The sequence below is a fragment of the Steroidobacter sp. genome, assembly GCF_016790065.1.
Lineage (GTDB): Bacteria > Pseudomonadota > Gammaproteobacteria > Steroidobacterales > Steroidobacteraceae > Steroidobacter.
The window spans coordinates 1-3,637 of record NZ_JAEUPY010000679.1 but is presented as its reverse complement, the minus strand read 5'-3'; the positions used below and the strand labels follow the sequence as shown (position 1 = coordinate 3,637).

Here is a 3,637-nt window from a genome sequence, read left to right as displayed (position 1 = left end):
ATCATGTTGTCGACAAACTGATTGTGTTCACGCGGATCTTTGCCATCGAGCGCCGGCGTCTTGGTAACCAAGTACTGCCCAACGCCGGCACGATGATCGGTATCCTGTTCAGCGCGATACTTGACCACCGAGAACTGGATGCGCTGCGCATCCGTTAGGTCGTAGCCCACCTTGCCGAACACACTGTAGATCTCATTATCCGCAACGCCGCCTTGTCGGTTCGGGTCGGGCGGCATGAGGTCGCCGTCCGAGTCGTACAGCGATGAGAACTTTTCGTACGAGGCGGAACCGACGAAGGTGAAGCGACCGACGCGCCCACTGGCGCCTTGCTCCAGGAAACCGTTGAAACTGTCCTCGAAATGGGTCAGTGAGAAGGTACTGCCAATCTCGGTGAAGAATTCCGGCGGGCCTTCCCCCGGCATCTTGGTCACATAGTTGATGAGACCGCCGGCACCGCCGAGTCCGTAGATGGCCGTGGAGCCACGAATCACCTCGATACGCTCGACTGCCGAAGGCGCTACTGTGCGAAGGTCGCGACCGCCATCTCGCAGCGGCGTGGTTGTGGGCACGCCGTCGATGGCGACCGCGGGCTTGCGACCGCGTAGCGTTTGATCACTGGTGCCCCAGTTCGGAAACGAGCTCACGCCCAGGCCCGGAACGGTCATTTGCAAAATGCTGGTCAGATCATTGGTGACCGCCCGCTGTTTCTCGATGTCCTCGGCGTCCAGCACCGTCACCGAACCTGGCACGGATGACAAGTCCCTTGGCAACCGTGAGCCGGACACGACAATGCTGTCGAGCACTTCGCCATCCGACGCAGGCTGCGCGCCGGTATCGGCTTGCGCTGCGATTGCGAACAGTGAAACGGTCATCGTCAAAGCCCCAGATACATGACATCGCATCGGCCAGCCCTCTTAAGTTGTGTCCCCTCATTCTTCGTCTGCCGTACAGCATTCTCGCGCCAGTCTCGAGCTGCCGACCGCGGAAACTTTATATCATTGTATTATTCTTCAATAAAAGACTTTGACGGTCATCAGCGAAAAAGTCACCACCTCTGCGTCCTGGCTGCACCACTGCCCATAAAAAAAGCGCGCGCAGTCAGGACTGCGCGCGCCTTGATCATCGCAACGTCAAGTGACGTCGCAGCGTAGAAAACGACTGACTTAGGGTGGCGTTACCCGCTTGAAATTCTCCGCCTGCTTTACATCTCCAGTACCCATGTAGCGCGCGACATCGGGATACGGAAAATGCGGGCGCGTGAATTCGACACGACCACCTTTGATGTTCTTGCCGAGTACGCGGTCAGGCGCCTGTCCCTTTTCCACCCAATTCTCCAGTGCTTCAAGATAGTCGACGTGCGTAGCACCGGTGCCACCACTGCAATGCCCCATCGCAGGGATCATGAACAACCGAAAGAACTCTTCCGTCGCCGTCTTGCCGCCCATGGTACGTGCGGTGAGCTCGTAATAGTCGACCGAGTTCATCGGCACGACGGTCTCATCGTCCCAGCCATGATACTGAATCAACTTGCCGCCCTTGGCTTTGAACTTGCGCAGATCCGGATTGACGGATGCGTACAGAATGTCGAGTCCACGGGCGCGGTCGCGATCTTGATCCCAATCGAAATCGCGCGCCTGCCAGCCCGGCCCCGGATCTGCGAAGAACGTCAGATAACGCAGTTTCTCGCTGGCGAACGGCAACGCCGCGCTCGGTCGAGTCGTATCGTCAGTCAGACTGCCAGGCCACTTCATCTCGGAACCCACTTCCGGGGCCCCAACGTGCAATCGCTCACCGCTGGAGCTGAGCGGCCCGCCGTAAATCCGGCGCGCCACCGACACCATTTGCGGAGTCAAACAAGCCTGCGTCGCTCCGCCCTTGCACTCGAGCACGCCTGGATCGAACTTGCATTGGCGAGGATCGTCGATCAAGCCGTCCTGAAGACCGTCTACCGCATCGCAGTTGGCAATCGCTCCTTTGTGCAGCACCTCGACATCGGCGCGCTTCAAGATCGGAGTGCCATCGGGATTCTGGTTGGCCAGCGCTGCCCAGATCTGCTGCACACTCCCAGTCGCGTATACGTTGGCCGGCGCGCCGGCGATGATGCCGTCGAAGTCATCGGGATAGCGCTGCGCAGCCATCAAACCCGAGCGTCCACCGATCGAACAGCCCTGGAAATAAGCATAGCGCTGCGGCTTGCCGTAAAAGTCCGCGACCATCGTCTTGCCGACCACCGTGGTCACGTGCGTGGAACGGAAACCGAAATCCATTTTGGCGATGAGGTTGTTGTAACCCCACATGCCATCGGTACCGCCACCACTGCCGCTGTGATGTCCCATATCCGTGAAGATGACGGCGTAGCCTTGCTTCACACCGATGTCATAGTAGTTGCCGGGTCGCGGCGGTGTTCCGCACATGGCGCCGCAACCGACCACCATCAACTTGCCATTCCACTGCTGCGTCGGCAGTCGCATGTAAATGCCGATCTGAGGCGCGATATATCCTGAAACCTCACAGTACTCAGGCGCGCCCGGCTGAGTCGTCAGCTTCGCGCCGGAGATCACCGTTGGAGCGTCGGGTATGTTCTCGAACTTCTTACCCGTGAGCGCCGCGCAGCGCTCGGCCATGTCGTCAGTGCCCGCATTCGCCGTCGCTGCTGCGACCCAGATCAGGGCTGCAAGCAGAGTCCGCATATGATTTGTGTTCATGTTGATTCTCTTCGTGCTAGCGCAGCGGTCGAGTTTCGAATGACTTGTCACCCAGGACACGCTCGAAACTTCGCGCATCGTTCTGATCGCCGCGCTGGTAGCGCGCCGAATCCGGATAGGGGAAATGTGGCCGCGAGAATGCCTTGCCATTCGCCGTGACCCCCTTGCCGATGAGCACATCCGGCGTTTTGCCGTGCTCGACCCACTGCTCCAGATGCGTCAGCAGATCGATGTCCGTCGCCCCCGGGCCACCCGAGCAGTGCTGCAAACCAGGAATCATGAACACTCGATAGAAGCGCTGGACGTTGGCGAGTCCACCGACGGAGCGCGTGGCAGTCTCGAAATAATCCACAGACTCCAGCGGCGTGACCGATGGATCTTGCCAACCCTGGTAATGAATCATCTTCCCACCGCGCGCGGCGAAATCACGCAGGTCGGAACTGTTGGCACTGTAGACGGCAGCGAGGCCGCCGCTGCGATTCGGATCTGCGTCCCAATCGAGCTGTTGCAACTGCCAGGATGGTCCCGCATCGATGGGATGCGCCAGGTAACGAAACCAATCGATCATGCTCGTCACATTCGTGGCCTGCCGACGATCGGCCGCGATGATGCGCCCTGCCCAAGCCAACTCGGACCCCAACGGCAAGCCACTCACATGAATGGCGCGACCGCGCGAGTCGACTGGGCCAGCGTAGATCTTCTTCGCCGCATCGACTTGAGCCGCACTCAAGCAGCCACCGCGTTGACCGACCTTACATGTCAATGCAGCGGGATCGAACTTGCACTGACGCGGGTCTCCAATCTGTCCATCCTTCAATCCGTCCGCGGCATCGCATGCCGCCACCGCGGCCCGATTCAATGTCGCGGCTGCGGATTGATCGAGAATCTGCTTACCGGCCGCATCCACATTGGACACACCCGACCACAGAGTG

Annotated in this window: 3 protein-coding genes; all 3 read right to left on the bottom strand. The window is 59.6% G+C overall.

All coding sequences use genetic code 11. The features are described from left to right. A partial coding sequence (locus JNL55_RS27960; RefSeq protein ID WP_293862466.1) for a TonB-dependent receptor plug domain-containing protein occupies positions 1-872 on the bottom strand: 872 nt, incomplete at its 3' end. 291 nt (positions 873-1,163) lie between these two features. Next, the gene (locus JNL55_RS27955) at positions 1,164-2,705 is read right to left on the bottom strand and encodes a tannase/feruloyl esterase family alpha/beta hydrolase (protein ID WP_293862463.1); all 1,542 of its coding nucleotides are present in this window, start codon (positions 2,703-2,705) and stop codon (positions 1,164-1,166) included. 16 nt (positions 2,706-2,721) lie between these two features. Beyond that, on the bottom strand, positions 2,722-3,637 hold a 916-nt coding region (locus JNL55_RS27950), incomplete at its 5' end, for a tannase/feruloyl esterase family alpha/beta hydrolase (RefSeq protein ID WP_293862460.1).

Bases quoted from the DNA above. Each gene is read 5' to 3' on its own strand.
- JNL55_RS27955 (WP_293862463.1), bottom strand. From the start codon at position 2,705: ATGAACACAAATCATATGCGGACTCTGCTTGCAGCCCTGATCTGGGTC.